Origin of the sequence: Ferribacterium limneticum (assembly GCF_020510625.1) — a bacterium.
In the GTDB taxonomy this organism is placed as follows: domain Bacteria; phylum Pseudomonadota; class Gammaproteobacteria; order Burkholderiales; family Rhodocyclaceae; genus Azonexus; species Azonexus limneticus_A.
This window is the reverse complement of the sequence record NZ_CP075191.1, coordinates 2415442-2440117: the sequence shown is the minus strand read 5'-3', so window position 1 is coordinate 2440117 and position 24676 is coordinate 2415442. Positions and strand designations below refer to the sequence as shown.

Here is a 24676-nt window from a genome sequence, read left to right as displayed (position 1 = left end):
ATTTTACCCGCTGTTACGCAATCCGGAGGCGATGCCGTTGATGGTCAGGTGAATGCCGCGGGCCAGGCGCTCGTCGGTATCGCCGGCGCGGTGGCGCTTGAGCAGTTCGACCTGCAGATGATTCAGCGGGTCCATGTAGGGTGAGCGCAGCTGCAGCGAGCGGGCGAGCATCGGGTTGTCGGCGAGGAATTCATCCTGTTCCAGAATGGCCAGCAGGTGCTGGCGGGTCAGCGCCCATTCGGCCTTGATGCGGCTGAAAATGTGCTCGCGCAGTTCGACATCGGCGACCAGTTCAGCATAACGCGAGGCGATGGCGAGATCGGTCTTGGCCAGCACCATGTCCATGTTCGACAGCAGGCTCTTGAAGAAGGGCCAGGCGTGGACCATGCGACGCAGCGTGACGAGACCATCGGGATTGGCTTGCAGGTAGCCATCGACTGCAGCACCAAAACCGTACCAGCCGGGTAGCATCAGGCGGCATTGTGCCCAACTGAAGACCCAGGGAATGGCGCGCAGGTCTTCGATGCGCTCGGAGGCCTTGCGCGAGGCGGGGCGGCTGCCGATGTTCAGTGAGGCGATTTCGGAGACGACCGTCGACTGGCGGAAATAGGTGGTGAAGCCCGGGGTTTCATAGACCAGGCCACGGTAAGCATTGAAGGCGCGGGCTGAGAGTTCATCCATCACGGTGTGGAACTGCTCGGCCGGCTCGACGCGGTTTTCATGGTCGGTCAGGCTGGCTTCGAGCGTTGCCGCGAGCAGCACTTCGAGGTTGCGGCGGCCGGTATCGGCGTTGCCGTACTTGGTCGAGATCACTTCGCCCTGTTCGGTCAGGCGAATCTGGCCGGCGACAGCGCCGGCCGGCTGGGCGAGGATGGCGTGATAGGTCGGGCCGCCACCGCGGCCAACGGAACCGCCGCGGCCGTGGAACAGGCGCAGGCGGACACCGTGCTGGCCGAAGATGCGGGCCAGTTCGATCTCGGCCTTGTAGAGTTCCCAGCCCGAAGTCAGGAAGCCGCCATCCTTGTTGCTGTCGGAGTAACCGAGCATCACTTCATGTTCGTCACCGCGGCCGGCAATCAGTTCGCGGTAGGCCGGAATGGTGAAGACACCCGCCATGGTGGCGGCGCTCTTCTGCAAGTCTTCGATGGTTTCGAACAACGGGATGATGTTGACGTTGAGTTGCGGCTGGCGAGACCCATCCCCACCCCGACCCTCCCCTTGAAGGGGAGGGAGTGAGGGCAGGAGCAGGCCGGATTCCTTGAGCAGCAGGGCGAGTTCGAGCAGGTCGGAAACGCCGTCGGTCTTCGAGATGATGCAGTTGGGCAGTGCCGCATCGCCGTATTTCTGGCGCAGTTCGCGGGCGGCGAAGAAGATGGCCAGTTCGCCCTGCGTTTCTTCTGAATAGTTCAGATACGGCGAGTACAGCGGACGCGGCGTGCTGATTTCATCGACCAGCAGCTTGATGCGCTCGGCTTCGGACAGCGCCTCGTAATCCGGGCAGCGGCCGGCGCCAGCCAGCAGTTCGGCAACGCTGCGGGCGTGCACTTCGGAGTTCTGTCGGAGGTCGATTGGCGCGAGGTGGAAACCGAAGACCTGGACACCGCGCAACAGTCGGCGCAGGCGGCCGCCGGCCAGCCTGGCGCTACCGTTGAGCTTGAGAGAGTTGTTCAGTACCTTGAGGTCGGCGCGCAGGGCATCCGGGGTGGCGTAGGGTTCGGCATTGCCGATTTCGTGACGGACCGGCTCGATGCCGTCCAGGAAACGCGCCGTTGCCGCCAGGCGGGCATAGATGCCGGACAGGGCGCGGCGATAGGGTTCGTCGGAGCGTTGCGGCGAGTGGTCGGTCGAGTGCTCGGCCAGGGCCAGCAGTTCTGGCGTGACCTTGACCAGCAGGTCGGAGAGCGGCAGTTCTCCGCCCAGTTCATGCACTTCGTCGAGGTAGTGATTCAGTGCGGCGGAGGATTGCAGGCGCAGGGCTTCGCGCAGGATGTCGGCGGTGACGAAGGGGTTGCCGTCGCGGTCGCCGCCGATCCAGCTACCGACGCGGAAGAAGGGCGGCAGGGCCCAACGCGTATCGGGGTAGCGCTTCTGCAGTTGCTCCGTCGCCTGAATGTAGAGGCGCGGCAGTTCGGTGAAGAAGGTTTCCTTGAAGTAGGTAACGCCATTCTTGACCTCGTCCAGCACCTTCAGGCGAACCGGGCGCAACATGCGTGACTGCCACAGGGTGAGGATAGAGTTGGCCAGCGCGAGGTCGTTGTCGGCTTCCTCTTCCGGCGTCATCTGCAGGCGTTCGCGCTGATCGAGCAGGCGGGCGAGATCGCGGTGGTTGCGGATCAGGCTCTGGCGCTGGACTTCGGTCGGATGGGCGGTGAGCACCGGGGCAACGACGGCATGCGCGAAGAAATCGGCGATGGTTTCTGGCGAGACCTTGGCGGTGGCCAGCGCATCAAGGGCGAACACCAGACTGCCTTCGCGTGGTGGCGAAGCAGCCAGATCGTGAGCACGACGTCGGCGGATGTGGTGCTCGTCCTCAGCGATGTTGGCCAGTTGCAGGAAGTAGCTGAAGGCGCGGACGACGGCCTGTGTCGTGTCGCCCGGCAAGGGGTCGAGCAGGGCGGCGAGTTCATTGCGGGCCGCCGGGTCGCCATCGCGGGCAAAGCGGACGGCGGTCTGGCGAACGCGCTCGACGATGTCGAACACCGACTCGCCCTCCTGTTCGCGCACGGTATCGCCGAGGATACGGCCGAGCAGGCGGATGTCGTTGCGGAGGGGTTCGTCCTTGTTGCTATCGAGCGCGCGTTCAGACATTGCTATTCCCATCATGAATGATCCCCGGTCAGGCGGGGATCAGGTAACTGTTGCAACAGGGCTCTCCCGCCGTAGCGGGAGGTGTGGCAGGCTGCTTTAGTGCTTGCGGACCAGCAGCACCGAGGCATCGGCAATTTTAGCCAGTTGTTCGGCGACCGAACCAAGAAGAAGCGTGGCCAGGCCGCGCTGGCCATGACGGCCGATGATGATCAGGTCGACGCCCAATTCCTTGGCCTTGTCGGAAATGGTTTCCGAAATGCGGCGATTGAGCGCTTCCAGCATCAGCGGTTCGGCATCGATACCCGTTGCCTGCTGCATGGCGGTATCGAGCAGCTTTTGTCCGGCCAGGGTAATGCTGGCCACGGCGCCTTCAAGATTGATGACGCTGGACAGGGCGTGGCCGTGAATGTTCAGCATGGTTTCGTCGGCAACGTGCGTGATGTAGAGCTTGGCATTGCTGCATTTGGCAATATGCAGGGCTTCTGCCAGTGCGCTGCGGGAGGTGGCGCTGTCATCAATGGCGACGAGGATTTTCTTGTACATGGAGTTCTCCGATAAATTTGGCGTATGGGACGTAACTTAACAATTCGTTTGCGTTTGCGCTGTTAGGGAAATCCTCAACACGTTGGCTGTGGGCGACTGCATTTTTCGAGCAAATAGGCGATGGATTGGTAGTTGATGCCGGTTTCGGCGGTCAGGCCGATTTCGCAGGTGCGGTTGGTCGATACGCCGCAAGCGCAGTTGGTCGGCAGAGCCTTGTGGATGTGGCGCAGGGCATGCTGGTTCAATTCCGGCACGACAAAGCCGCGGTCGCCGGCAAAGCCGCAGCAGGTCACGCCGGCTGGCTCGATGATCTGCCCGGCGCAGGCCTTGAGCAGGGCACGCAGCTTGCCATCGGCACCGGTCTTGCGAACGCTGCAATTGACGTGCAGGGCGACCGGTTCGGCCTGTTTGGTGATCATCAGGCGTGGCAGCAGGGCATCGTGGGCGAATTCGTGGAAGTCGTAGAGTTTGAGACGGCCGGCGAGATGGCTCTGCATGCGGGCCGAGCAGGTGCTGGCATCCATGATCACTGGATACTTGCCGTTCTCCGAGGCCTTCATCAGTGCCGCTTCCAGCGTCTTCGACATGCCTTCAGCTTCTTCGACCATGCCCTTGCTGGCCAGCATCTGGCCGCAGCACAGTTTGTCGAAGCCTTCGGGCAGGATGGGTGCATAGCCGGCGCGGGTCAGCAGTTCGATGATGACGTCGCCGAGTTGCGAGTCGCCTGATTTCGCTGGCCCGAAGATACGGCCACCGCAAGTCGGGAAATAGACGACCGGGTCGCCGTTAGTGCTTCGCACCACGGGGGCCTTGCCGGCATGCGGCATGTTTTTCTTCCACGCGCCGCCGGAAATACGGCCGAGGAAGTTGTCGCCGAGGACGCCGGAGACGGCGTGACCGACCTTGAGGCCGAGGCGCGAGGCATTGGCCAGGGTGCCGAAGTTTTCACCGGTCCATGCATTAACCGCGCGTGCCGTCTCACCGATCTTGCGGCCACGCAGGCGGCGGGTCAGATCGCCGGTGTCAATGCCGACCGGGCAGGCTGTCGAACACAGGCCGCAGCCGGCACAGGTGTCGAGGCCCATGTAGGCGTAGTCTTCGCCGATGGGCCCGGCGGGCTCGCCGGCAACGGCGCGGCGGGCCAGTTCGCGGACGCTGACGATGCGCTGGCGCGGGCTGAGGGTCAGGCGGTGCGAGGGGCAGAGCGGTTCGCAGAAGCCGCATTCGATGCAGCGGTCGACGATGTCCTCGGCCGCCGGCATCGGCTTGAGGTTTTCGAGGTGGGCGTGCGGATTGTCGTTGAGGATGACGCCGGGGTTGAGCAGGTTGTCCGGGTCGAACAGCTTCTTGATGCGGCGCATCAGGTCGGTCGCTTCCTTGCCCCATTCCATCTCGACGAAAGGCGCCATGTTGCGGCCGGTGCCGTGCTCGGCTTTCAGCGAGCCATCGTATTTCTTGACCACCAGGTCGCAAACGTCGTCCATCAGGCGGGCGTAGCGGTCGACTTCGGCCTGGTCGCCGAAATCCTGGGTAAAGACGAAGTGCAGGTTGCCTTCCAGCGCGTGGCCGAAAATGATGGCTTCGTGGTAGCCGTGGTGGCGGAGCAATGCCTGCAGGTCGAGCGTGGCATCAGCCAGTGAGGCAACAGGAAAGGCGATGTCCTCGATCAGCACGGTGGTGCCGGTCCGGCGCATGGCACCGACTGAGGGGAAGGTGCCCTTGCGGACCTTCCAGTACATCTCGCAGGTCGCCGGGTCGGTTGAGAACTGCATCGGCTCGACGGTGGCAATGCCGGCCATGGCGGCATGAACGGCAGCGATCTTTTCGTTGATGCCCTCTGCCGTAGCGGCGCGTACTTCGATCAGCAGCGCGGCGGCATCCTCGCCCAGTTGGCGCATGATGGCCGGCAGTCCGGGCTTGTTCTCGACGGAGTGCAGTGCGGGACGGTCGAGCAATTCGACAGCGGAAACCGGTTGCGGCTTGAGGCGGATGACTGCCTCGCAGGCGGTGCGGATATCCGGGAAGAAGACCAGCGCGCTCGCCTTGAACGGGTCTTCGACGACGGTGTTGTAGGTGATGCGCGAAATGAAGCCGAGGGTGCCTTCCGAGCCGATCATCAGGTGGCTGAGGATGTCGATCGGGTGCTCGTAATCGACCAGCGCATTCAGGCTGTAGCCGGTGGTGTTCTTGATCTTGAACTTGTGGCGGATACGCTCGGCCAGCTTGGCGTTGGCGCGGGTGTCGCTGCCCAGACGCTCCAGTTCGCCGAGCATGACGGCGTGGGTCTGGGTGAAGGCATCGACGCTGAGCGGGTCTTCGGTGTCGAGCAGCGAACCGTCGGCCAGCATGACGCGCAGGCCGGCCAGTGTCCGGTAGCTGTTCTGGGCTGTGCCGCAGCACATGCCGGAAGCGTTGTTGGCCGCAATGCCGCCGATCTTGGCGGCGCCGATGGAAGCAGGGTCGGGGCCGATCTTCTTGCCGTGCGGCGCGAGGCGGCGATTCACCTCGCCACCGATGATGCCGGGGCCAACCTTGACCTTGCTGGCGTCGGCATTCTGCTCGTAGGTGGCGAAGCCTTCGCCGATCAGCGCCAGGATGCCGTTGGTGATCGCTTGCCCTGAGAGGCTGGTGCCGGCGGCACGGAAGGTGACCGGGGTGTTGTTTTGCCTAGCCGTTTGCAGGACCAATTGGGCTTCACGCTCGTTTTCGATGACGGCGATGACCTGCGGGATCAGGCGGTAGAAGCTGGCATCGGTGCCATAGGCCAGGCGGCGCAGGTCATCGACGATGATCTGGTTTGGCGGCAGGTGTTGGCTCAGGTGCTGGATGAGTTCGCTCATGGGTTTGTCTCGGTATTCTTTGTGTTGCGCTTAATTGGCTATCCGGCTTGAGTAAGCTTGAGTTTCCGCCTTGCTGGCGGGCGTACTTTCTTTTGCTTCGCCAAAAGAAAGTAGCCAAAGAAAAGGCGACCCCTGGGGCGGTGCCGGGCTACGCCCGGTTCCCTGCGCTACTCGAAACGCCGGGCACCCCAAGAGTACTTCCTCGCGCTGCTTCGCATCGCTCAGGGCGCGGCTGGCTAAACTCGCCTGCGGCTCAAACAACGCCAGCCGAAGGCCCCCGGCATTCCTGCGTTGCTCGGCACCTTCCAAGGGGCCCGGTGAGGCGTCCACGCTGAACCTGTGGGATATATTTTTTAATTTTTTTGCCGGTTGGCTGTGGCGGCTAATTTTTTGGTCGGTGCATGGTTCCGAGACGCCTTTAGGGCCCCTTGTGGAGCGCTGAGCAACGGAGAAAGCGGCGGAAAAAGGGCGAGGACTGTTTGAGGGCATAGCCCGAGTTCCGCAGCCCCCGGCGGTTTCGAGTAGCGCAGGGAAGTTGGCGTAGCCAACCGCGTAACTCGGGGTCGCCTTTTCTTTGCTTACTTTCTTTTGGCGAAGCAAAAGAAAGTGATGTCGCGCCTCAAGCGCGAAAACCAGCGGTTCCAATAGAGCGCTGCTCATTTAGCCGCGGTCTTTCAACATATCCCTCAACCGCTTAGGCGCCGGCTTCAACGGCACCCGAACGCTCGTCCAGGCCCCTTGCTTCGATGGCATCAGCCACGCAAACCGACTCCCCAGCCAGCTCACAACACCGTACAGGGACGGCGACCGATAAACCGCCGCCCATCCCCGCCATATGGACGTCATCAACCAGCTATATCCCGCTCCTTGACCTCGCATCGCCGGATTCGCATGCGGTGCCGTAAACGCCTCTTCCCGCAGCCGCATCAACAAATCCGGAATCGGAATCTTCACCGGACAAACCTCCCCGCAAGCGCCACACAGTGACGAGGCGGTCGCCATGGAAGAAGTCGCCTCCAGCCCGAGCATATGCGGCGAGATGATCTTGCCGATCGGGCCGGGGTAGGTGGTGCCATAAGCATGCCCGCCAATCCGCGTATAAACCGGGCAGTGGTTCATGCACGCCCCGCAGCGGATGCATTGCAGCGTCTTGCGCAATTGCTCATCGGCGTAGGCTTGCGTGCGGCCGTTGTCGAGCAGCACCAGATGCACTTCGGTCGGCCCGTCCTTCTCGTCGGCCTTGCGCGGCCCGGAGATCATGTTGAAGTAGGTCGAGATGTTCTGGCCGGTCGCGGAGCGAGTGAGCAACGAGAGCAGTGGCGGCACGTGGTCGAGCTTTTCGACGATCTTCTCGATGCCGGTGATGGCGATATGCACCGGCGGCGCGGTGGTGCTCAGGCGGCCATTGCCCTCGTTTTCGACCAGGCACAGGGTGCCGGTTTCGGCGACGGCGAAATTGACGCCGGACAGACCGATGTCGGCGACGAGAAACTTCTCGCGCAGCACCTTGCGGCCGATCTGGATCAGTTCATCGACGTTGTCGGTGTAATCGACGCCCGGGACTTTCTCTTCAAACAGCCGGGCAATCTCTTCCTTGGTCTTGTGGATGGCCGGCATGATGATGTGCGAGGGCTTTTCGCCGGCTAGCTGGACGATGTATTCGCCCATGTCCGACTCCATGGCCTCGATGCCGACCGCCGCGCAGGCGTGGTTCAGCTCGATTTCCTCGCTGACCATCGACTTGCCCTTGACCATCAGCTTGGCCGAATGTGCCTGGCAGATGCCGAGGATGATGGCGTTGGCTTCATCCGGCGTTTCGGCCCAATGCACCTTGATGCCGTTGCGGGTCAGGTTTTCTTCCAGTTGCACCAGCAGGCTGGGCAGCTTGCCGAGGTTGTACTGGCGAATCTGCTCGCCCAGCGTGCGCAGGGTTTCCAGTTCTTCCGGGCTGGGGAACTGGGTGATGCGCTTGTTGATCAGGAAATCCATGGCGCCACGGAAACTCTGGCGCAGGAAGGGATTTTCAACCACGTCCTTGGCGCGGGCGCGGAAGCCCTCGGAGGGCATGAAATTCATTGCATGTTCGCTCATGCTTCGTCTCCGATCAGCAGGACAACCAGTTCTTTCGGGCCGTGGGCGCCGTAGGCCAGCGTTACCTGGATATCGGCGGTCTTCGACGGCCCGGAAATGAGCAGGGCGTTGGTCGGCAGGCCATCAGACCAGCCTTCGGCCGTCATCGCCTCGTAAAAGGTGTTGTGGATGGTCGAAGCATCAAGCAGGACGATATGAAGCGGCGGCACCAGCGACATCAGGCGCGGCTCGTTTGCATCAGGCCACAGCACCAACGTGCCGGTTTCGGCAATGGCGCTGCGGGCGACGGTCAGGCTGGCCGGGATGTCGTGGAACATCTCCTCTTTCCAGTCTTCGATCCGGTGGTCGTAGCCTTTGCATTCGATTTCACCGGCTGGCAATTCGGCGATGGCCCGCGCACCGTGGGCCGTGCCGGGCGCGACGAGCAGTTTGCCGACCTGTTTGGCCGACAGCACTTCCCACAGCTTTTGCAGCCAGCTGGCGCGGGAGACGGCATAGACTTCGGCATGCGCGAACTCGATGCAGTTGCGGAAACGGGCGGCTTTTTCGGCCGTGCTTTCGCTGCTGCGATGCGCGGCATACCAGGCGGCGACATCCGGGGCGGCTTTCGGCAGCACCGGGGCGGCGTTCAGCTTGGCGAGAATGCGATCACGGGCGCTCATTTGGCACCTCCGGTACGACGCAGCAGGAAGCTGGCGATATGTTCGCCGGGCAGGCTGGGTTTCGAAAGGCCGGCCTGTTGGTCCTTCCAGGCAGCGTGGCCGAGGATGTTCATCAGGCAGCCGCAGTCGGCGCTGACGACGCGTTCGGCGCCGGTGGCTTTCAAGGCCTTGACCTTGTCTTCGACCATCGCCCCGGAAATTTCCGGCTGCTTGACCGAGAAGGTGCCGCCGAAGCCGCAGCATTCAGATTCATGATCCTGCTGGGCGACCGTCACTTTGTTAAGACTGCCAAGCAGCTTGCGCCCGGTCAGATGCACGCCCATTTCACGACGCGCCGAGCAGGAGGTGTGCAGCACGACGGTGCAGTCGCTGCCCAGGTCTTCCGGCTGGAAATTCAGGGCATTGACCAGGAAGTCGGTCAGCTCATAGATGCGGGCGGAGAGGGCTTCGGCCTGTCCCTTGCGTACCGGATCGGCGGCAAAAAGGGTGGGGTAGTGGTGCTTCATCATGCCGGCACAGGAGCCGGATGGCACCACGACTGGCCAGTCATTCGGGAATAGCGTCAACTGATGCGCCGCGACCTTGCGCGCTTCATCGGGAAAGCCGCTGGTGTAGGCCGGTTGGCCACAGCAGGTCTGTTCTTCCGGAAAGTGCACACGGATGCCCTGGCGTTCGAGCAGGGTGATGGCATCCATGCCGGCACCGGGAAAGAACTGGTCTACGACGCAGGTGGCGAAGAAATAAACGTCGCCGGGGCGGGGCGGCGGGGTTTGCGCTTGGGTCATCTCGTCTCCGGTGTGAATTATTTAACGGTCAAATGGTAAGACCAATAATCGTGTAAGTGAAAATTTACGTGAATACCGTGACTTAGTCAATTATCTAAGGGAAAGTCCTATGCTTGCGCTTTGCTGAATGGCTGGCTAAAATGTGTTGGTCTTACCAATCAAAGTGGTCTTACCAATGCCAAACAAGGTGCAGGTTCCGCGTATTTCAGATGCCGTCGCTTCGACACTGGAGCGCCGCATCCTTGAGGGCTCGCTGAAGTCCGGCGATCGTCTGCCGCCCGAGCGCGAACTGGCGATCGAGTTGGGCGTTTCCCGCCCGAGCCTGCGCGAGGCCATCCAGAAGCTGGCCTCCAAGGGCATGGTAACCAGCCGCCAAGGGGGCGGTACCTATGTGACCGATGCGCTGGAATCGACTTTCTTCGACCCCTGGCAGGACATGATGGGCAGCTACCCCAACCTGCGCGAAGACATGCTTGAATTCCGCCGCATGCTCGAAGGCCAGGCGGCCGAATGGGCCGCCGAACGTGCCACCGATGCTGACCTGCAGCGCCTGGATCAATCTTTTAATGCCCTGCAGTCCTCTTTTGAGGGCGACGACACGGCCAAGCGTTCGGATGCCGACATTGCCTTTCATCAGGCCATCGGCGATGCCGCACACAACGTACTGCTTGCTCACCTGTCAGCCGCCTTGCTGCGCCTGATGCACGACAACATTCGCCTCAACCTCGGCGAGCTGAAGATGGTGCCGGCGGCCAGCCGCCTGCTGATGAGCCAGCACGCCGCCATCCATTCCGCCGTGCGTGAGCGCAAGCCGCAGGCGGCCCGTTCCGCCGCTGAAACGCACATCGATTTTGTGCGCGAAACGCTGGCCCAGACACTGCGTTCCGTTGCCCGTCGCGAAACGGCCGAGCGACGCCTGAATACCGATTTCTCAACTTCCTGATTTTTAATTTGACCCCGAAAGGACTCCCCATGGAAGCGCTTGTCATCCCCTTTGAAAAACTGCGCATGAATGACGTCGAGCAAGTCGGCGGCAAGAATTCATCGCTTGGTGAAATGATCAGCCAGCTGGCTGATACCGGCGTTCGCGTGCCGGGTGGCTTTGCCACCACAGCCCACGCCTATCGCGTCTTCCTGGCCCAGTCCGGCCTCGACGCCAAGATCAATGCCGTCCTCGACACGCTGGATGTCGAAGATGTGAATGCCCTGGTCAAGGCCGGCGCCGAGATTCGCCAGTGGGTGCTCGACACGCCGTTCCCGATGGATCTGACCATCGCCATCACCGAGCAGTACCAGCGCCTGGTGGCCGATTCCACCGCCGACATGTCCTTCGCCGTGCGCTCTTCCGCCACCGCCGAAGACCTGCCGGACGCGTCCTTCGCCGGCCAGCAGGAAACCTTCCTGAACATCGTCGGCCTGGAAAACATCATGCACGCGATCAAGGAAGTGTTTGCTTCCCTGTACAACGACCGCGCCATTTCCTACCGCGTCCACAAGGGCTTCCTGCACGCCGACGTCGCCCTGTCGGCCGGTATCCAGCGCATGGTCCGTTCCGACAAGGGCGCGGCTGGCGTGATGTTCACGCTCGATACCGAATCCGGTTTCCGCGATGCCGTCTTCGTCACCTCCAGCTATGGTCTGGGCGAAACGGTGGTGCAGGGTGCTGTCAATCCGGACGAGTTCTACGTGCACAAGCCGATGCTGGCCGCCGGCAAGAAGGCCGTCGTGCGCCGCAACCTCGGTTCCAAGATGATCAAGATGACCTTCGCCGCCGAAAAGGTCGCCGGCAAGTCCACGATTACCGAAGATGTGCCGGAAGCCCAGCGTCACGAGTTCTCGATCAACGACGAAGAAGTCATGGAACTGGCCCGCTACGCGATGATCATCGAGAAGCACTACGGTCGTCCGATGGACATCGAATGGGGCAAGGACGGTGTCGACGGCAAGCTGTACATCCTCCAGGCACGTCCGGAAACCGTGCAGTCGCAGGCCCATGCCGGCAAGGTTGAGAAATTCAAGCTCAAGTCCTTCTCCAAGGTGCTGGCCTCCGGTCGCGCCATCGGCCAGAAGATCGGTGTCGGCCCGGTCCGCATCGTCAAGGACCCGAAGGAAATGGACCAGGTCAAGCCGGGTGACGTGCTCGTCGCCGACATGACCGACCCGAACTGGGAACCGGTGATGAAGCGCGCTTCGGCCATCGTCACCAACCGTGGCGGCCGCACCTGTCACGCTGCCATCATCGCCCGCGAACTGGGCATTCCGGCCATCGTCGGTTGCGGCGACGCGACCGAAACGCTGACCGAAGGTGAAATCGTCACGGCCTCCTGTACCGAAGGCGACACCGGCCACGTCTATCGCGGCAGCCTCGATTTCGAAGTCACCACCCGCGACATCACCGCCATGCCGGACGTCCCGGTCAAGGTCATGATGAACGTTGGCAACCCGGAACTGGCCTTCGAATTCGCCCAGCTGCCGAACGCCGGCGTCGGTCTGGCTCGCGTCGAGTTCATCATCAACAACGTCATCGGCATCCACCCGAAGGCCATCCTCGATGTCGAGCGCCTGCCGGCTTCGAAGCGCGAGGAAATCAAGCGTCGCGCCCGCGGCTATGCTTCGCCGAAGGACTTCTTCGTCGAGAAGCTGGTTGAAGGTGTTTCGACGATTGCTGCTGCCTTCTGGCCGAATCCGGTCATCGTCCGCCTGTCCGACTTCAAGTCGAACGAATACCGCAAGCTGCTCGGCGGCGAGCTGTACGAGCCGGAAGAAGAAAACCCGATGCTCGGCTTCCGCGGTGCTTCGCGTTACGTCGCTCAGTCCTTCCGCGACTGTTTCGAAATGGAATGCCGCGCCATGAAGCGCGTTCGTGAAGAGATGGGCCTGACCAACGTGCAACTGATGGTGCCGTTCGTCCGTACCGTTGGCGAAGGCCAGGCGGTGGTCGATCTGCTGGCCGATCATGGCCTGAAGCAGGGCGAAAACGACCTGAAGCTGATCATGATGTGCGAAATCCCGTCCAACGCCCTGTTGGCCGATGACTTCCTCAAGGTCTTCGACGGCTTCTCGATCGGTTCCAACGACCTGACCCAGCTCACCCTCGGTCTCGACCGCGACTCCGGCCTCGTCGCCAACCTGTTCGACGAACGCGACCCGGCTGTCAAGATGCTGCTGGCCATGGCCATCTCTGCCGCCAACAAGGCCGGCAAGTACATCGGCATCTGCGGTCAGGGCCCATCCGACCACCCCGATCTGGCCGAATGGTTGATGGATCAGGGTATCTCGTCGATCTCCCTGAACCCGGATACCGTGGTTGATACCTGGACGCGTCTGGCGAGCCACAAGAAGGCCTGATTGCGCCGCTTGATTGAGCGCTGACAAGAAGAAGCCGGGGAAACCCGGCTTTTTTATGTCGATAAAAACATCATGTCGCTATTTTCAGACAGCCAAGGCTGTTGTTGTAAGGTGGTTTGAACAGATTCTCATAAAATGCCGTTGGCAAAAAACGACAGTGGCTCGTCAAAAATCAACGAGCCACTGAATTTTCAAATTTATCGTTCGCTTGTTCCCTCTGTGCAGGAGGAAGAGGAACGAAGACTAAGGCTTATTTATAGTAGCCGACGGCGCAGACCTGGTCGCCAATCCTGGTGACGTAGCTGATTTTTTGCACCGGCTCGGTGGCGCCCGGGCGTGGCCACTTGTAGGAAACCTCGGCAATGGCGCCATCCTTGGCGGCTTCGTAAAGTTTGCTGCCAACCGCTTCGCCGGCGGCGTTCACAAGGCCTTTCATGCTTTTGCCGTTGAGCGTCGGGTGAGCGGTGAAGTTGCCGTCCGGTCCGCCGCAGAAGGGGTAGAGGTCACGATCCCGGAAACCATTTTCACCCTTGGCGATCTGGGCCAGCGCTGCCGGCTTGTCAGCCTTTACGGCGGAAATGGTTTTTTCGAGCATGGCCTTGGCTTCGGTTGCACTGCCAAACTCGGCGGCGCTGACAGCAAGGTTGCTAAAGCCGGTAGCGGCGGCGATCAGGCTGAGTGTGATGATTTTTTTCAATGTAGGTCCTTTATTGATCAATCACCATGGCCGGGTGGACATGGTGTGCCTGGTCTTATGCAAATTCGATGCCAATTGGATGTTTGGTGTCACCTTGGTTGTCAGGTTTGAGCATTTTCACAGCCTGTCGTCCATTCTTCCTATTGATTAACGCCGGCTTAGTTTCGCGTTGGGTGGGTGAAAAGCGCCAATCTTGAACTTCATATATGGATATTTAATATGAATAAGCAGGTTTAAAATAGGCGATTTTTTCAAATTGAGGCGCAGATCAGGATTCTGTGTCTCTCATGCAAAAATCTGGGGAGTTATCTATGAAGCACCGATTCGGCCGTCTCGCCGCCATGGCAGTTGCCACTTCGCTGGTTGTGGCGTTTGCTGCGCCGGCGAATGCGAGTATTTATCGAACCGCTACCGGTTATTCGATCAGCGACATGTATGTATTTGGCGACAGTCTGTCGGATGTGGGGAATATTTCGGCGGCTACCAGTGGCGCTCAACCGCCGGCGGCGTCTGGTTATGTCGATGGCCGCTTCACCAATGGCGGGAATTACACGGACTATCTGGCGGCTTCGCTCGGCGTAAGCAATACAGCAGCGCTGACAGGGGGCAACAACTACGCTTTCGGGGGCGCCAAGATCGATGCTGGCATGTCGCCACCGGGGCTGCTAGCGCAGTACGGCATGTACGCCAATAGCCATGCGCTTGCCGATCCCAATGCCTTGTTCATCGTCTATGGCGGAGGGAATGACATCAATGACCCGAGTGTCAATCTGGCTGATTCCCTGAGCAATCTGGGCCTGATTCTTGGTGCGCTGATCAAGCAGGGCGCTACCAATATCCTTATCCCGAATTCCCCTGACCTGGGGCGAACGCCCCAGGCGTCTTCGAATGCCGACCTGATGATGGCTCGCACTCAGGCTTACAACATGGGATTGGCCGCACTGATCGCCCGGGTGGAATCACTATTTTCCATCGATCTGCTGACGGTGGATGTTTTTGGCTTTAGTGGGCAGATTCTCGATAACCCGGCCGCTTATGGGCTGAGCAACGTCGAGGCTAGCTGCCTCGGAAATCCGGCATGCACCGATCCCGCCAAGTATTTCTATTGGGACGGCATTCATCCGAGTACGCCGATGCACGCATTGCTGGCCAACGAAATGCTCTCCGTTATTGATAGAAATGCAGTTCCTGAGCCGGCGACCCTGGCCTTGATGGTCTTGGGCTTTATGGGCCTGGCATGGCGCCAACGTCGTTGTAACGGCTAGACCCGTTCGCAGTTCAGGGGCTTTCGCCCGCTGCTAAACGGTGGCCAACGAAGAAGACCGGACAACCGGCCTTCTTCGTTGCAAACTTGACTGTACCGTCAGCGTGAAATTATCCCGATAATGCGGCCTTTAACGGGCGGAAGCAGTGATGGCGGATAGCAATGGTGATAACGAGACCTGCCTGATCGAGGGCTCAAGCACACTGCGCAACGTGCGCCGCGATTTTCCGGAATGGCACCTGGGACGCTCGCCCTTCGTTTTTTGGGCGCTTGATGCCGATATGCCGGCTGTTCGTGAACGGGTTGCTGTGGCCGGGCAACATATGGCCGGCTTACTACTCGATGACTATCGTCGCCAGTCTCATATCACACTCGATCTATGCGGGTTTCCCGCCCAGGCGCCCCGGCATCCCGATGACTTTGGTGCCGAGTATTTGCAGAAGCAATGCGATGCGCTACGCCTGGCAGGTCTGTCGGATTTCGAAATTGAACTGGGCGGGCTTTCCAGTTTCTCTTCGGCGCCATTTCTGAGCGTCGTCGACCGGGGCGGCTCCATTGCAGCACTGCGGAAATGTCTCGCTGTGGATGGCAGCCATCGATTGTTTGGAAACTATGTGCCACACGTTACCGTCGGGCTCTATGCCGATAAATGGCCGGTAGAAAGTGTGAAACGGCGATTGACTGGCTTTGTTTCCGGCGCAGCGCTGCGCTATCGAATCGAGCGCGTCAGCCTGATGAGCTACAGCCCCGCCGAAGTGGCCGGCGCTCTGGATATCCTTGGTGACTACTGGTTTGCCAGCGGCGAAATGCGCTGGCACGCTGCAGCAAGAAAAATGGGGTTTCCTGATCTTTCGGGTTGAGTTTTTCCAGCAGCAGTACGATTTTGCCTCGATCGAGATGAGGGCCGGGCAGGAACGATTGCTTGCTGCATCCCGGCCTCTTCCGGCGGTGCAGCTTTGCTATCAGACGCGCAGGTCAAATCCAGCGGATGGCTGAAAATGTGCCGGCTCGCCGAGTCATCAGGGTTTGCCTTGGGGCACAATAGCTCCAGGAGGTGAGAGATGGTTGCGAAAGGCTTGGTCGATAAATTGCGTTCGATGATCGGCTCCGGTTCGGAGCGCGTCGCGCTGACGGCACGAGGTGTCGAGCAGTTGCGGGCCCAGTTGCGCGAATGCGCCGAAGGCCAGGGCGGCGAGGTTTCGGCCCGCGCTCGGGCGGCACGCTTGGCCGATACTTACCTTGGTCTCAACGATCAGGGGCGGCATCGCTTCCTCAAGCTGATCGCGCTGGAGTTTGGGCCCGATCCGGCCAAGGTGGCAAAGGCACACGCGGCCTACCAGAAGGCGGTTGGCACGCCGGAGCAGTGGAAGGCTGAAGCGGCGATGCGTATCGCCATGCGCTCTTCACGCATCCGCATCCTCACCCAATTCAATGCGATTCCGCAGGGCGTGAAGTTCCTGGTCGATCTGCGTGCCGACTTGCTGCGCTACCTTGAGGATGACCGGGAACTGGCCGTGCTCGATCGCGAGCTTGAATCTCGCCTGAGCGCCTGGTTCGACGTCGGTTTTCTTGAGTTGCAGCGCATCACCTGGAATTCGCCAGCCGCCTTGCTCGAGAAACTGATCGAGTACGAGGCAGTGCACGAAATCCGTTCATGGACCGACCTGAAGAATCGCCTCGATTCGGATCGTCGCCTGTACGCCTTCTTCCACCCGCGCATGCCGGCCGAGCCGCTGATCTTTGTCGAGGTGGCGCTGACCGACCATCTGGCCGACAACGTGCAGGCCTTGCTGGATGAACATGCGCCAGTATTCGACAACCGCAAGGCCGATACGGCAATTTTCTATTCGATCTCGAACACCCAGGTCGGTCTGCGTGGCGTCTCCTTCGGCAATTTCCTGCTCAAGCGCGTGATCGACGATCTGAAGCGCGATTTTCCCAAACTGGCCAATTTCGCCACGCTGTCGCCGATGCCGGCGATGGCAGCCTGGTTGCGCAAGAATCCGCAGGCCCTGGCGGATGCCGGTATCGAGTTGTCGCTGGAGGAGTTGTCGACCGGTACCTGGGCGGCCGACAAGAAACTGGTTCGTTCCCTGCGCGATCCGCTGAGCCGTCTCGGCGCCCGTTATCTGGCCAGCGCCAAGCAGGGCGGTGGCGAAACCGGTGCGCCGTTCGACCCGGTGTCACGCTTCCATCTTGGCAATGGCGCCCGGGTCGAGCGCATCAATTACCTCGGCGACAGTTCGGCCAAGGGTTTCCGGCAGTCATTTGGCCTGATGGTGAATTACCTGTACAGCCCGGATGACATCGAAACCAATCTCGAGGCCTTTGCCAGCCAGGGGAGTATTGCCATGTCGGCGATGGTGCGCCGGCTGGCGAAGCGCGCCTAGCGCGTGGTCTTCAAGACCAACCAAAAAAATGGTTCACATGCAACGAACACAGCTTGCTTTTTAATTAAGCAGATTGCGTTTGTAGTATTTATGAAAAAATCATATTTGGTGTTTCGGATTTTCATCCGGTTTCGCATCGTACCGATGTCTTAACCGTTGTTGGCGTTGCTAGACTGAGGTGCAACGCCAGTTCCCGCCTTGTTTCTGCCATTTATAGTGAAGCGGCCTTGTGTCGATATTTTTTACATATCGAGCCTGCGCTGGCGCACGGTTCAGAAAAATATATATAAAAAACATCAATATAAGACTGTTTTGATCTTGTGGAATGATATTTGCTCTATCTGTGCCAAGTAAATCATATTTGGTTTTTTTGGAGAAAATCGTGAATGTCAACCAAACCTTGTCAGCCCTGACGCTGGCCTCAGTATCGCTCTTGATGACGGGTAGCGCATTTGCTGCACCGTGCACGTTTGACAAAACCGTGACTTTGGAAAATATGTGGGTTACCGGTTCTAGCACCAATATTTTATCTGAGGCTGGCATCCAAGCTACGAGCTGCTACGGGGTAGCTAATGGGAATAACGTTGTTTCCGAGCCGGGTGGGAGCGATAACCTTGGTGTGATTGATACAAGTGTGCTTAATGGCGGGTCAACTGGCCAGAACACTTATTTCGACCCTTACTATCTGCCAGGTGTTCAAAGCGACAGTCAGGTTCATTTCAATAGCGCCTATTCCCCTCTGACAACTACCAGTGCCTTGGTGGATATGGACCGTGACGGCGTTGCCGATGATCCGGGCTGGATATATCTCGGGAAAAACGGTAGTGACTATGGCATATTTGGCACGCTGAATCTGGCGAAGTATCTCACCATCACGGTAGGTGGTATGGGTGGCACCTCCGGAACCTGGGAACTGAAGTTGGACCCGAGCATCATCCCGGCTGTTCAGGACATTCTGGGCCCCAATGCTTTTGATCATCTCGCCTTCGTTATGAAGGCAGGTAATTATTTTGCAGTGTATGACTTCGACTTCAGCATTTTGGGACAGAAACTGCCGTCTGGTACGTTCGATTACACGACGGCTTATTCCTTTAGCGGCAATTGGAGTACGAGCGATTTAGATAATAAAGAGATCTCTAACTTGGTGTTTTGGGCGCGCGACCCAGTGTTGCCGCGCAACAATGTTCCGGAACCCGGTTCGCTGGTGCTTTTGGGGATTGGTTTGGCTGGCTTGAGCATCATGATGCGTCGCCGCCGTAGCTGATCTCCTGCTCGGGTCGGCAATGAATCGGGAGCTTCGGCTCCCGATTCATATTTCTTTGACACAACTTTGATCAAGGCTGCAGTTTCCATTTATCGCATGCCTTCCAGTGCCATCTTTCGCCGCAGAAAGGCGATCTGCGTTTGCAGCGGCAACTGCTTGGGGCAGACATCGTGGCAGCCGACCAGCGACATGCAGCCGAAGACGCCATCGTCGTCGCCGATCAGCTCGTAGAAATCCTCGTCGCTGCGCGTATCGCGCGGATCGAGCCGGAAGCGGGCGATCTTGTTGAGGCCGACGGCGCCGACGAACTTTTCCCGCATTTGAACAGTGCCGCAGCCGGCGATGCAGCAGCCGCACTCGATGCAGCGGTCGAGTTCGTAGATCGCTTCGGCGGTGGCCGGTTCCATGCGCGCTTCGAGGGCGTCGAGGTCGGTCGGCGTGTTGTTGTGGATCCAGGTTTGAAGGCGCTCGCTGGTGCCGCGCATCCACTTGCCGGTATTGACCGATAGGTCGCCGATCAGCTCGAACACGGGCAGCGGCGCCAGCGTGATGCGTTCGCCGAGATCGCGGGTCAAGGTCCGGCAGGCCAGGCCGGGGCGGCCGTTGACCAGCATGGCGCAACTGCCGCAGATGCCGGCCCGGCAGACGAAATCGAACATCAGCGACGGGTCCTGCAAGGCGCGGATTTCGTTGAGGGCGATGAACAGCGTCATGCCCTCGGCTTCCTCGATTTCGTAGGCTTGCAGGTGCGGCACACTGGCCGGATCGGCCGGGTTGTGGCGGAGGATTTCAAGGGTCAGGCGGCGTGGCTGGCCATCTGGCTTCCGGCGGCGGAGCAGGGGGATCATACGGGTTCTCCCGGGCGGGCATTGTCGCCGCGCAGGTGGGCGGGGAGCAGGTGGCGGAAAGGCATCAGGGCGTGCTGCACGCTGTGGCGATCAGCATTGGCCAACTGTGCCTTGATTGTTTCGATCTGGTCCATGCGGCGGGCCGTTTCCGGATGTTCGATGGCATCGCGGGCTCCGTAGCCGCGCCAGCCGGGTGGCAGTTCCATGCGGCGGACATCGAGCGCTTCGTAGTGCAAAGAGGGAACTACCTGCTTGGGATTGCTCCAGTAGGCCAGCGTGCGCTTCAGCCATTCGGCATCGTTGCGCTGCGGGTAATCCTCACGGAAGTGGGCGCCGCGGCTTTCAGTGCGTTGGCGGGCCCCGTGGGCGACGCAGATGGCCAGCTTGAGCATTTTCTGCAGACGCCAGGCCAGCGTCAATTCCGGGTTGGCGCCGGGCCGGTGAGTGCGCAGGCCGATCTGCCGGCTGCGCGCCGCAAGCTCCGTCAGTTCCTTGACGGCTTCGGCCAGTTGGTCGCCATGACGGACAATGCCGACCTTGTCGGTCATGATTGCCTGCATGGCGCCGAGTAGGGCCGCCGGGTTTTCCGGGCCGTGGTTGTCGGTAATGGCCGAGAATTCGGCTTGTGCCTTGTCGGCGCATTCGCGCAGCAGGGCGGTCGAAAGGGAGATGTCACCAGCGGGCGAAGCGCAGAAATCGGCAATGGCTTCGCCGACGATCATCCCTGAAACCACGGTTTCGGCCACTGAGTTGCCACCCAGCCGGTTGAAGCCATGCAGATCCCAGCAGGCAGCCTCGCCGCAGGCAAACAGTCCGCTCAGGCCGTAGGCGGCGCCGTGCGCATTGGTGCGGATGCCGCCCATCGAGTAGTGCTGGGCCGGGCGAACGGGAATCCATTGTTTGGCCGGGTCGATGCCCAGGAAGTAATGGCAGATTTCCTTCACTTCGCGCAGCTTGCGGTCGATGTGCCGGGCGCCGAGCTGGGTAATGTCCAGCCAAAGGTGTTCGCCGAAACGGTTCTTCGCTCCCTTGCCGGAACGAATGTGCGCTTCCATCCGCCGCGAAACGACGTCGCGCGAAGCCAGCTCCTTCTTTTCCGGTTCGTAGTCGGGCATGAAGCGGTGGCCATCGATATCGCGCAGCAGGCCGCCATCGCCGCGGCAGCCTTCGGTGACCAGAATGCCGGCCGGGAAGATGGCCGTCGGATGAAACTGCACCGCCTCCATATTGCCGAGCGGTACGACGCCGGTTTCCAGCGCAATGGCAGCACCAATGCCTTCGTTGATCACGGCATTGGTCGTCGACTGGTAGATGCGACCGAATCCGCCGGTGGCGATGCAGGTGGCGCGGGCAACGTAGGCCAGCAGCTTGCCGTCGATCAGGTTGCGGACGATGGCGCCGTAGCAGCGCTGGCCATCATGGATCAGCGAAACGGCCTCCATGCGCTCATGGACCGGAATGCCCTCGGCAATGGTCTGGTCGCTGACGGCGTAGAGCATGGCGTGGCCGGTGCCATCGGAAACGTAGCAGGTACGCCACTTCTTGGTGCCGCCAAAATCGCGGGCGGTGATCAGGCCGTGAGCCTCTTCCGGCTCGTTCAGCGTGACCCGCTGGTTATCGATGATCGCCTCGCGGTCGCCGGCCTGAACGCGATTCCACGGCACTCCCCAGCCGGCCAGTTCGCGTACGGCTTTGGGGGCGGTATGGACGAACATGCGGGCCACATCCTGGTCGTTGCCCCAGTCGCTGCCACGTACCGTGTCTTCGAAATGCACATCCTCGTTGTCGCCGGCACCCTTGGTTGTATTGCCGAGGCTGGCCTGCATGCCGCCCTGGGCCGCAGCCGAGTGCGAACGCTTGGGCGGCACCAGGCTGAGAATCAGCACCGAATTGCCGCGCTTGCGGGCCGCCAGCGCGGCGCGCAGCCCGGCCAGCCCGCCGCCGATGACGAGGACGTCGGTATGGATGGTTTCCATGTCAGTGCCTGTCGGTGGCAGAAATGCTTTGGGGCGGGATGTAGCGTTCGCCGGCATGCTCGGCATGGGCGCGCCCGAGATTGACGTAGGCCAATAGCGTGAGCAGGCCGAGGGTGATGAAGAAGGCGCTGATCGAATGGCGAACGATGGTCAGGCGACGGCGGCTGCGCTGCGGATCGCTGCCTTCCAGCCAGCCCCACTTGATCGCCAGCCGGTACAGCCCGATTCCGCCATGCAGTTCGGCGGCAAACAATAGTCCGAGATAGAGCGGCCACATGTTGCCGGTCCATACCCGGTCGGCAGATTCGTAAGGGCCGATCAGCGCAGGCTGGGTCAGCATGTCATATAGATGGATGGTCGCCATGAAGAACAGCGCAAACCCGGTCAGCATCTGAAGCCACCACAGCGAAGTGTCACCATGCTGCAGGCGGTTCTTGTGCTTGCGGAAGGCGCTGAACTGGCGATAGCCGGCGGGAAACTTGCGCATCGCCAGACCGGCGTGGCCGACAAAGAGGGCAAAGATGACCGCGACCACACCGGAGACGAGGATCGGATAAGGTTTGCCGAGGAAATAAGCGCCTTCGAAGAAGCGGGCCACCGTGTAAAAAGCCTGTTGGCTGATCAGGATGGTAGACACGAAGAACATGTGCGCCATCAGGAACACGGCGAGGGCGAATCCGGTGGCGCTCTGCAACAGGTCAAGGCGGGCCGGCCAAGGGCTTTTGCGCGGCGTGCTGCGTGCCGTGCCATGCGTCCGGGATTGGGGAAGTGCTTCAACGCTCAACTGGCCGCTGGCGTTGGTTTTGATCAGGCTGCTCATGGCCATTTTCCTTGCAAGAACCTTTGAACTGCGAAGGCGAGGGCCAGTGGCTGAACGGGCGCTGTCACGGCAGGGAGCGCACGCCACATGCCAGCCACTGACATGCTGCTTGTCTCCAGCACTTGTTGTTATGAACTCAATTTAGCACAACAAAATTGATGTCAATGGGAATAATGCTGCGCAGCAACAAAATAGCGGTTTGATTGCCCCAAACGCAACATTGTTTGTAGCGGCAGCTTGTTTTTTGCGGAACGGTTCCTGATTTTGCGATGCAGTATGAAATGGCCTGTTGTCGCCATCTGGTAAAATTCGGCCCTGATTTTTAAGGCCTTCCTCCTTGTCCTCCCTCCCGGAAATATTCTCTCCCGAAGGCCCGCTCGCCCGGGCCATCAGCGGTTATCGCATCCGCGAACAGCAGCTCGACATGGCCGAGCGCATTGCCGCCGCCATCAAGGGCTGTTCGGTCTTCATCGCCGAGGCCGGCACCGGCACGGGCAAGACTTTCGCCTACCTCGTCCCGGCGCTGCAGTCGAACGGCAAGGTGATCGTGTCGACCGGCACCAAAACCCTGCAGGACCAGCTGTTCAACAAAGATTTGCCGATGGTCCGCGACGCCCTCAAGGCGCCGGTCAAGATCGCGCTGCTCAAAGGCCGGGCCAACTACGTCTGTCCCTACCACCTGCAGCACGCCATCGCCGACGGTCGTTTCCTGACCCGCGAGGATGCTGCCGACGCCCGTCGCATCTCGGTCTTCGCCAAGACCACGCAGAGCGGTGACAAGGCCGAATGCATCGAGGTTTCCGAGAATTCACCGGTGTGGAGCCACGCCACTTCGACGCGCGACAACTGCCTCGGCCAGGAGTGCCCGGACTACAAGGAATGCTTTGTCATGCTGGCGCGGCGCGAGGCGATGGCGGCCGATCTGGTTGTCGTCAATCACCACCTGTTTTTCGCCGACGTGATGCTGCGCGACGAAGGCATGGCCGAACTGCTCCCCGCCTGCAACACGGTCATCTTTGACGAAGCCCATCAGTTGCCGGAAGTCGCGACGCTGTTCTTCGGCGACAGCATTTCGACGGCGCAGGTGCTCGATCTGGCCCGCGATGTGCGCGCCGAAGCGCTGACCAACGCCCGCGACTGCCTGGCGCTGCCGGAAACCAGCAAAAAAGTCGAAAAGGCCGCCAAGGATTTGCGTCTGGCCGTCGGCGTCGACAGCGGCCGCTTCTCCTACGGTCAACTGGAAGAAAAGCCCGATTTTGAAAGCTCGCTGAAGGCGCTCGAAGCCGAGGTCATCGCCTTCGCCGCCTTGCTCGAAACCCAGGCCGAACGCGCCGAGGGCCTCGAGAAATGCTGGCAGCGCGCCACCGAACTCGTCCAGCACCTCGGCCAGTGGCAGAACCCAACGCCCGGCTACGTCCGCTGGGCCGAAGCCTTCACCCATTCGCTGCAGCTCAACGCAACGCCGCTCAACGTCGCCGAAATTTTCCGCAAGCAGATGGGCGGCCATCCGCGGGCGTGGATCTTCACCTCGGCCACCTTGGCCGTGCAGGGCAAGTTCCACCACTACTGCGCCGAACTCGGCCTCGGCGAGCCGGATTCGGCCTGCTGGCACAGCCCGTTTGACTACGACAAGCAGGCCATCCTCTACGCGCCGCTCGGCATGCCCGACCCGAACGCCTGGAACTACACCGACGCCGTCGTCGACGCCGCCTGGCCGGCCGTCAAGGCTGCCAACGGCGGGGCATTTTTCCTGTGCACCAGCCTGCGTGCCATGCGCCGCACGCATGAACTGCTCAAGACCAAGCTCGAAGACGAAAACATCGACATGCCGCTGCTGGTTCAGGGCGAGGGCAGCAAGAACGACCTGCTGCAACGCTTCCGCCACCACGGCAATTCCATCCTGGTCGGCAGCCAGAGCTTCTGGGAAGGTGTCGACGTGCGCGGCGAGGCGCTGTCGCTGGTCGTCATCGACAAGATCCCCTTCGCGCCGCCCGACGACCCGGTGCTCTCGGCACGCATCGAGCAGATGAAAAAGGAAGGCCGCAACGCCTTCATGGAATACCAGCTGCCGCGCGCCGTCATCAACGTCAAGCAGGGCGCCGGCCGGCTGATTCGCGACGAGAACGACAAGGGCGTGCTGATGATGTGCGATCCACGACTCATATCAAAGCCCTACGGCCGCCGCGTCTGGCAAAGTCTGCCGCCAATGAAACGAACCCGCGAACTGCAGGTCGTCCTCGACTTCTTTGCCCATCGTTGACCATGACCCAACTCTCAAATAACGCCGTCACTCCCGCGCAGGCGGGAGTCCAGATATTCAGGTGTGCACTGGATTCCCGC

General features: G+C 60.6%; 17 protein-coding genes. 7 read left to right on the top strand and 10 right to left on the bottom strand.

Translation table 11 applies throughout. The features are described from left to right. Nucleotides 1-3: 3 nt before the first annotated feature. From ppc to KI617_RS11600, 6 genes are all read right to left on the bottom strand, one after another. Nucleotides 4-2808: a phosphoenolpyruvate carboxylase gene (gene ppc / locus KI617_RS11625; RefSeq protein WP_226446410.1), complete on the bottom strand. Its 2805-nt coding sequence runs from the start codon at nt 2806-2808 to the stop codon at nt 4-6. 96 nt (nt 2809-2904) lie between these two features. Then, a complete protein-coding gene (locus KI617_RS11620) occupies nt 2905-3351 on the bottom strand; it encodes a universal stress protein (RefSeq protein ID WP_226446406.1) in 447 nt (148 codons plus the stop codon). 74 nt (nt 3352-3425) lie between these two features. Next, the gene (locus tag KI617_RS11615; protein WP_226446405.1) at nt 3426-6191 is read right to left on the bottom strand and encodes an FAD-binding and (Fe-S)-binding domain-containing protein; all 2766 of its coding nucleotides are present in this window, start codon (nt 6189-6191) and stop codon (nt 3426-3428) included. A gap of 660 nt (nt 6192-6851) precedes the next feature. Further along, the gene (locus KI617_RS11610) at nt 6852-8282 is read right to left on the bottom strand and encodes a LutB/LldF family L-lactate oxidation iron-sulfur protein (RefSeq protein WP_226446403.1); all 1431 of its coding nucleotides are present in this window, start codon (nt 8280-8282) and stop codon (nt 6852-6854) included. Continuing rightward, entirely contained in the window at nt 8279-8944 is a 666-nt protein-coding gene (locus tag KI617_RS11605; protein ID WP_226446402.1) for a LutC/YkgG family protein, read from the bottom strand. Before KI617_RS11605 ends, KI617_RS11610 begins: the two co-directional genes overlap by 4 nt. Beyond that, nucleotides 8941-9729 (bottom strand): (Fe-S)-binding protein, encoded by a 789-nt coding sequence (locus tag KI617_RS11600; RefSeq protein WP_226446399.1) that lies wholly within the window; start codon nt 9727-9729, stop codon nt 8941-8943. The genes KI617_RS11605 and KI617_RS11600 overlap by 4 nt, the downstream gene beginning before the upstream one ends. A 175-nt stretch (nt 9730-9904) precedes the next feature. On the opposite strand from KI617_RS11600, the gene KI617_RS11595 reads away from it, so the two are divergent. After that, entirely contained in the window at nt 9905-10672 is a 768-nt protein-coding gene (locus tag KI617_RS11595) for an FCD domain-containing protein (RefSeq protein ID WP_226446398.1), read from the top strand. Between the two features lie 29 nt (nt 10673-10701). Further along, nucleotides 10702-13077 carry a phosphoenolpyruvate synthase gene (ppsA, locus tag KI617_RS11590; RefSeq protein ID WP_226446396.1) on the top strand — a complete coding sequence of 792 codons (2376 nt, stop codon included), beginning with the start codon at nt 10702-10704 and terminating at the stop codon, nt 13075-13077. Between the two features lie 250 nt (nt 13078-13327). Here the strand turns inward: ppsA and KI617_RS11585 are convergent, their stop codons facing one another. After that, nucleotides 13328-13774 carry a cache domain-containing protein gene (locus KI617_RS11585; protein ID WP_226446394.1) on the bottom strand — a complete coding sequence of 149 codons (447 nt, stop codon included), beginning with the start codon at nt 13772-13774 and terminating at the stop codon, nt 13328-13330. 311 nt (nt 13775-14085) lie between these two features. Between KI617_RS11585 and KI617_RS11580 the strand changes: the two genes are divergently transcribed. The 4 genes from KI617_RS11580 (at nt 14086) to KI617_RS11565 (ending at nt 18692) form a co-directional block, all read left to right on the top strand. Further along, nucleotides 14086-15039 carry an SGNH/GDSL hydrolase family protein gene (locus KI617_RS11580; RefSeq protein ID WP_226446392.1) on the top strand — a complete coding sequence of 318 codons (954 nt, stop codon included), beginning with the start codon at nt 14086-14088 and terminating at the stop codon, nt 15037-15039. A gap of 148 nt (nt 15040-15187) precedes the next feature. Continuing rightward, complete coding sequence (locus tag KI617_RS11575; RefSeq protein WP_226446386.1) at nt 15188-15898, top strand: 2'-5' RNA ligase family protein; 711 nt, start codon at nt 15188-15190, stop codon at nt 15896-15898. A gap of 201 nt (nt 15899-16099) precedes the next feature. Next, the gene (locus tag KI617_RS11570) at nt 16100-17428 is read left to right on the top strand and encodes a malonyl-CoA decarboxylase (RefSeq protein ID WP_226446384.1); all 1329 of its coding nucleotides are present in this window, start codon (nt 16100-16102) and stop codon (nt 17426-17428) included. 382 nt (nt 17429-17810) lie between these two features. After that, nucleotides 17811-18692 (top strand): PEP-CTERM sorting domain-containing protein, encoded by an 882-nt coding sequence (locus KI617_RS11565; protein WP_226446382.1) that lies wholly within the window; start codon nt 17811-17813, stop codon nt 18690-18692. A gap of 89 nt (nt 18693-18781) precedes the next feature. On the opposite strand, the gene KI617_RS11560 is transcribed toward KI617_RS11565, so the two are convergent. The 3 genes from KI617_RS11560 to KI617_RS11550 are packed head-to-tail and all read right to left on the bottom strand — an operon-like array spanning nt 18782 to nt 22336. Beyond that, nucleotides 18782-19540 (bottom strand): fumarate reductase iron-sulfur subunit, encoded by a 759-nt coding sequence (locus KI617_RS11560; protein ID WP_226446380.1) that lies wholly within the window; start codon nt 19538-19540, stop codon nt 18782-18784. Continuing rightward, a complete protein-coding gene (locus tag KI617_RS11555; protein ID WP_226446379.1) occupies nt 19537-21516 on the bottom strand; it encodes a fumarate reductase flavoprotein subunit in 1980 nt (659 codons plus the stop codon). Before KI617_RS11555 ends, KI617_RS11560 begins: the two co-directional genes overlap by 4 nt. Before the next feature lies 1 nt (nt 21517). After that, nucleotides 21518-22336, bottom strand: coding sequence for a fumarate reductase cytochrome b subunit (locus KI617_RS11550; protein ID WP_226446378.1), 819 nt, complete (start codon nt 22334-22336; stop codon nt 21518-21520). Between the two features lie 337 nt (nt 22337-22673). Between KI617_RS11550 and KI617_RS11545 the strand changes: the two genes are divergently transcribed. Then, entirely contained in the window at nt 22674-24596 is a 1923-nt protein-coding gene (locus KI617_RS11545) for an ATP-dependent DNA helicase (protein ID WP_226446376.1), read from the top strand. Nucleotides 24597-24676 lie beyond the last annotated feature (80 nt).